The organism is Desulfosarcina cetonica JCM 12296 (assembly GCF_001311845.1).
Lineage (GTDB): Bacteria > Desulfobacterota > Desulfobacteria > Desulfobacterales > Desulfosarcinaceae > Desulfosarcina > Desulfosarcina cetonica.
In genome coordinates this window covers 1-5,735 of the sequence record NZ_BBCC01000286.1, presented here as the reverse complement: position 1 = coordinate 5,735, position 5,735 = coordinate 1, and the positions used below count along the sequence as shown (strand labels likewise).

Below are 5,735 nucleotides of genomic sequence, written 5' to 3'. Positions count from 1 at the left end.
GCGGATGTCGGGCAGCAGGTCGGCCAGGGCGCGCACGGCCGTAGACTTGGCCGTGCCTTTCTCGCCCCGGATCAGCACCCCGCCGATGGCCGGGTTGACGGCATTTAAAACCAGGGCCTGTTTCAGGCGCGCCTGACCCACGATGGCCACGAATGGGTAAACAAAAGATGGCATGGCGTTCGTCCTAGGGGGTTTTACCTTTTTCCAGCACGGCTTGCATGGCCGATTTCCAGGTGGCCACTTCATCGGCGGTGACCACATCCACGCTGCCGCCTTGGAAATCGCCGGTCACGTCGCCCATGGTGTCCTCCAGGGTGGCCTCGGTGTCCAGGTAGGCTTCCTTGAGGCGGTCCAACAGGTCCGGGTCCGCCTTCCAGATGCCGCGGCTTTCGGCTTCCAAGAGGCGACGGCCGATCTCCTCCAGGGCCCAGGGATTGACCTCCTGAAACCAGGCTTTCATCTCAGGGTCGAGCATGAAGGTCTCGGCGATCTCGTCGAAGATCCAGTTATCCACCTGGCCGGTGGTGGCGCCAAAGCCGTAGACCCGTCCGATGCGTTTGGAAAGATCGCCGGCGCCCTTGTACCCATGGGCTTTCATCCCCTGGATATACTTGGGATGGAGGAGCTTGGCCCGCACCACGCGGCGCATCTCGTCGGCGAAATCGGTGACCGTGACCGCCGCCGGATCACGGGTGTCCCCATAATAGGTCCGGGGAGCCTTGCCCGAGATGGTTTTGGCCGCCACGGTCATGCCGCCGTAGTTGCCGTAGAAACCGCAGCAGTTGAGAAAATCGCCCTCGTCGGAGATGTGCTTGTCGAAGGTCACCTCCACCCGCGAAAGGTTGGCGACGAGTTCCTGATGGGCCTGGACGCCGTATGTGGCATCGCCGGCCCCGCCGCCATAGGCATAACCGTTCCAGAACACGTAGACGTCGGAAAGATCGCCCTCGGTCTTCCAGGCCGAGGCCAATACGGCCAGGTTGACCCCGGCCTTGTATACGCCGGGCTGGGCGCAGAAGATGCGATAGCTGAGACGGCGGAAGTTTTTCTCATCGGAAAGGGAGAGATCCTGATCGGCAGCCTGGTCGACGATGTGCTTGCGCACGAAGTTGACTTCGGGCGGCTCGTCCAACAGGGCCACGGCCTGGATCACGTCATCGATATATTTGACCGAATCGGGAAAGCAGTCGCGGGTGATGCCCGAGACACGGATGTTGAGATCGATGCGCGGCCGGCTCAGCTGCTCCGCCGGGATGATCTCGAAACCGTCCACCTGACCGCCTGCCTTCCAGCGGGGCCGGGCACCCAAAAGATGCAGCATCTGCCCCATCTGCTCGCCGTCGGCGCGCATGATGTCCGAGGCCAGCCAGACCATGCCCACGGTTTCGGGATAGCGGCCCGCTTCCCTTAAGTGGCGGGCCATCAAGCCTCGGCCAGGCGTTCCCCCACCCGGCCGGCGGCCCGGGTGGGAATGCGGGTGGGATCCACGTTGTAGAAGTTACGACCCGTGGGCAGGATGTCGTAACGGCCCCGGGAGAGATAACCCGAGGGACCAGCCGGCACATGCCCGCCGGTCATGGCGGCCAGCAGCACATCGATTTCCCTGGAAGCAGAGATGCGCCGATCGATCTCCCCAACGAGGTCGGCAAATCGCTGGAAGCGAGTGAGAAGATCGCCATCGGGCCGGGCGCCCAGGAGGCGTTCAAGGGCATCCGTGACCGTCTCGCCGGCCATGAGGCGAGCAATCAGCCCGTGCGCCGCCCGGTCGGCATCCAGTAGAATCTGGCCGTAGGTTCTCCCGTTGTTGCCTCTTTCTCCCGGATGTTTGAGGGCATCATGGATATTCTCCCCCCACAGGTCGAAGACCAGCCGCCGGGAGTTGAGGGGATTGTCGCTGTCGAAACGCAGGATCGTGTTGATGGTTTCGGCCCGGTTCTCCCCCTCGGGGATCTCGCCCAAAACATGCATGCCGATACGGGTCTGGCTGTTCTTGACACTGGAAATGATCTCATGGCAGCGAACCGTAAGGTCATTGAAATTCAGTTCGGACGCGCCGATCTCATCAGCCAGGTGATGGCGATCGATGGCCTCGCGAATCAGATGTTCCAGCTGGTGGGCGCGGGCCGGATCGAGGTTGCGCGCGCGCTGGTGTTCGTCGAGAAGTTCTTCCAGCGCCTCCAGGCCGCCGTAAGTGTCGGCCGTGGTCATGATCGCCTGCAGGTGATCCACCAGCACGGCGTTGCTACGCCGCTTGGCCACCACGCCCTCGGCCGGGTTATCCGCATTGTAGATGTAAAGGTGGGGCAGACTGCCGATGGAAATATCCGGCCAGCAGGCGCCGGAGAGGCCGGCGCCCTTGCCGGGCAGCCACTCCAGGTTGCCGTGGGTACCCACATGGATGATCACATGGGCGCCGAAGACGTGCTCCATGTACATGTAGGTGGCGATGTACTGGTGGGGCGGCGGGATGTCGGGATCGTGGAGGATCTTGCACACCTGGCCGTCGCAGCGGGCGCCGGCGCACCCGCGCTTGGGCTGCATGATGACGTTCACATGGCCGAAGCCCAGCCCGGTGATCACCAGCTTGTCGTCCAGCACCATGCTGGGCGGCACGCCGTTCATGGTTTTCCCCGGCGGCTCGCCCCAGCCGTCAACCAGTTCCCGGCGTGCCTTTGCGGGCAAAGCGTCAAACCATTCCTCGTAGATGGGGGTATCCAAGAGCGCCAGATGACCGCCCTTGCCCACGATTTCGTCCACCGTGGTCCAGCGGAACTCGGCGATGGCCTTGCGCGATAAAAAGGTCTGCATCAGCGCCTCGCCCGATTCGGGAACATCCGCCACCCGGTAGCCTTGATCCGCCATCTGCCGCAGGATACGCACCACGCTCTCGCCGGCATCGAGTCCGGCGGCACCCCCCAAACTGGCTTCCAGGCCGGCGCATTCGTTTTTATGCAGCACGAAGACCACCTTGCGCTCGGCCTTGGGTGTGGCGGCCAGACGGGTCCAGTTGACCACGCGGTCGGCCAGGCGCGCCATGCGCTCGGCAATGGTTTCACGGATTTCGAAAACCGTGTCGGTCTTCTCGTCGGTCACCTTGCGGCTGCAGGCATGATGATCGGCTCGATGTTGCCCTCGAATTCGGGCATGGCAATCCCGAAGGTGACCTCGGCGAGAAGCCCCTGGGGATTTTCTTCCCACTCGCCGATCTCCTGGCTGTAGGCAACCACCGGTTTGACCACCGGCACGTTAAGGCGGGAAAAGAATTCCACCGACTGGGCGGCCACCCCGGTGGCGGCCACGTCGCCACGCGGCTCGCGTCCCAGGAAGAAGAAGTGCAAGTTGATCAGTGCCTGGATCCGGGGGCTCCCATCGTCATCCAAGAAGAAACGCTCGGCGGTTTCGATGGGCCCCAGAGCGCCGGCCGCCGTGTCTTTCACGCCGTGGGAGAAGACCGGCAGCACGTTCACCCCGCGGTCCGTCAGGGCCGTGATCAGTTCGGCCTCCAGCGCGCCGTCGGTATTGGTGAAGGTGTGACGGGAGAAAAAGAGCCCCACGGTCCGGGAATGCACGGCCGGATGGGCCTGGCGATAGGCTTCCACCGTGGGGTAGACGGTCTGGTCCGGCGGATGCAGGATGCCCTGCCAAGGCAGGGGCACGGGTTCCTCCACCAAAATGGCCGGATCCACCTGATGGGCGATAAAATCCAACAGCCGGCGGTAGTTCTCCACACCGCCCTCGGCCAGGTAGGCGTAGGCTCGGGCGCAGACCGGCACTTCCACCGTGGCCCGGCGGCCCCAGTTGGCCGGGTCAAAGGAGGTGGTGATGATGGTCTTGCCGGCGGCAAACTCATCCAGCCGGGCATTGACCTCTTCCCAGAAGCCGTCCGCGGTCCAGTAGAGAAACACCACGTCGGCGCGGGCGGCGCGCTGCCAGAAAAGTTCCAGCACGCCGGCATCGTTTTCGATCTCCTTCTGGGAGAAGATCGACAGGCTCACATGGCCGCTCGCCTCGGCGGCCGCAAGAAAGGTGGGCAGGTAGGAGCCCCACATGATGGAGACGATGCGAATCGGATTGGGGGATATCATGTTAAACCTCCCTCGGATTTGGGGGATTCGTGCCGGACGGCAGACCGGCGCATTGCAGCGGGTGGACGAAGACATAGCCGTTTCTTTGTTGAATTTCGGCATCGACGCCGTACACCGTCCGGATGGCATCGGCGGTGAAGAGGTCGGCGGGAAGGCCCTGACGGAAAACAGTGCCATTGCGCAGCATGAGAATCCGGTCGGCAAACCGGCCGGCCAGGGTCAGATCGTGCATGGCCATGATGGCACCCATGCTGTTTTCGCGCACCATGGCGGCGATCATCTCCAGAACCTCCAATTGATGATAGAGATCCAGGCTGCTGGTGGGTTCGTCCAGCAGCAGGTAGTCCGGTTCCTGGGCCAGGGCCCGCGCCAGGAGCACTTTCTGGATCTGACCGCCGGAGAGCCGGCCGACATCGCGCATGCAAAGGTCCGTCAGACCCAGCCGATGGATGATACGGGTTGTTTTGGTCAGATCACGTTCCGAGGGCCGCCAGGCGGCGTGGGGTCTTCGACCGGTGAGCACGGTTTCAAACACGCTCATGGAAAAACGGGCCGGCAGGTTCTGGGGCACGTAGCCGATCTTGCGGGCCAGGGCCGGACGCGAGAGGCTGCCGCTATCCGTGCCGTCGATGCACACCCGGCCGCCGTCGGGCCGGAGGATACGGGCGATGCACTTGATCAGGGTGGTCTTGCCCGCCCCGTTGGGACCCACCAGGCCGAGGATTTCGCCCTTGCTTACTGCCGCCGATATGCCGTCCAGAATTTGTGTGCGGCCATAGCCGGCCCGAATGTCGATCAGCTCGAGCATCAGAAATAGGTCCTTTGCTGTCTGAGCAGGAGGAAAAAGAAAAACGGTACGCCGATAAAGGCGGTGACAATGCCGATGGGCAGCACGTGGGGAGACCAGAGGGTGCGTCCCAGGGTGTCGGCCACCAGCACCAGCACCGCGCCCACCAACGGATGCCGGCAAGAGATAACGATGGTCGCCACCGATGACCATGCGTGTGATGTGGGGTGCCACCAGCCCGATGAAACCGATCACGCCGGCAAAGCAGATGCAACCGGCGGTCATCAGGGATGCGGCGGTGATGCAGTGCATGCGCAACCGGCTGACGTCAATCCCCAGGGCAGTGGCCGATTCATCCCCGGCGACGAGCAGATTGAAATCCCAGGCGCGATGCAACAGGTAGGGAAACGGTCCGCCAACCATGGCGGCGGTCAGGGCGATTTCCGGCCAGCCGGCCTTGGAAAGGCTGCCGAAGAACCAGAAGACGATCTCGTGCACCTGGTCCACGGTGCCCATGTACTGCAAAACGAGGTGAGTGAGGAGAAGAGAAACATCTGGGCAATACCGCCCAGGATCATGGTCTCGGTGGATGCCTGGCGAATGCGTGCCACGGCCAGGATGACGGCCGCCGAGAGCATGGCGCAGGCGAAGGCCCCGCCGGCCACGGCCCAGCGGTGCATGCCGCCCATGAAGATGATCACGGTCACGGGCGCCGAATCCGGCACCGGACCCTACCCCCAGGGTATAGGGCGAAGCCAGGGGGTTGCGCAAGATGGCCTGGAACACCGTCCCGGCGGCACCCAGGCCGAAGCCCACCAGGGCCGCCAACACAATGCGCGGCAGCCGCAACATCCAGACGATGC

General features: G+C 63.4%; 1 protein-coding gene and 4 pseudogenes. All 5 read right to left on the bottom strand.

From position 1 onward, the window contains the following. Positions 1-184 precede the first annotated feature (184 nt). Positions 185-3,093 (bottom strand): annotated as a pseudogene (locus JCM12296_RS46505) (cobaltochelatase subunit CobN). Continuing rightward, positions 3,090-4,085: a cobaltochelatase subunit CobN gene (locus tag JCM12296_RS48530; protein WP_054701668.1), complete on the bottom strand. Its 996-nt coding sequence runs from the start codon at positions 4,083-4,085 to the stop codon at positions 3,090-3,092. Before JCM12296_RS48530 ends, JCM12296_RS46505 begins: the two are co-directional and overlap by 4 nt. 1 nt (position 4,086) lies before the next feature. After that, a pseudogene (locus JCM12296_RS32055) lies at positions 4,087-4,785 on the bottom strand (ABC transporter ATP-binding protein); the annotation flags it as partial. Between the two features lie 107 nt (positions 4,786-4,892). Further along, positions 4,893-5,552 (bottom strand): annotated as a pseudogene (locus JCM12296_RS37410) (FecCD family ABC transporter permease). Positions 5,553-5,640: 88 nt separating this feature from the next. Further along, positions 5,641-5,724, bottom strand: a pseudogene (locus JCM12296_RS48525) (iron chelate uptake ABC transporter family permease subunit); the annotation flags it as partial. Positions 5,725-5,735: the final 11 nt, after the last annotated feature.

Bases quoted from the DNA above. Each gene is read 5' to 3' on its own strand.
- JCM12296_RS48530 (WP_054701668.1), bottom strand. From the start codon at position 4,085: ATGATATCCCCCAATCCGATTCGCATCGTCTCCATCATGTGGGGCTCC.